Genomic DNA, 255 nt, shown 5'->3' on the forward strand with positions numbered 1-255 from the left:
TTGGCTTAGAAGCAGCCACCCTTGAAAGAGTGCGTAATAGCTCACTGGTCAAGTGATTCTGCGCCGACAATTTAGCGGGGCTCAAGTACACCGCCGAAGCCGCGGCACTCACACATTCATCGGCCATTGTCTGCGGATGGTGGTCTAGTGGTGTGGGTGGGTAGGGGAGCGTCCTGCATCCGTGGAAGCAGCGGAGTGATCCAGTTGTGGAGGGTGTGGGAGTGAGAATGCAGGCATGAGTAGCGAAAGACAAGT

Annotated in this window: 1 rRNA gene; it reads left to right on the forward strand. The window is 56.1% G+C overall.

What is annotated here, in order from left to right:
* A 23S ribosomal RNA gene (locus AAFO60_RS20920) occupies positions 1-255 on the forward strand; the annotation flags it as partial.

The sequence above is a fragment of the Gordonia aichiensis genome (assembly GCF_039946255.1).
Lineage (GTDB): Bacteria > Actinomycetota > Actinomycetes > Mycobacteriales > Mycobacteriaceae > Gordonia > Gordonia aichiensis_A.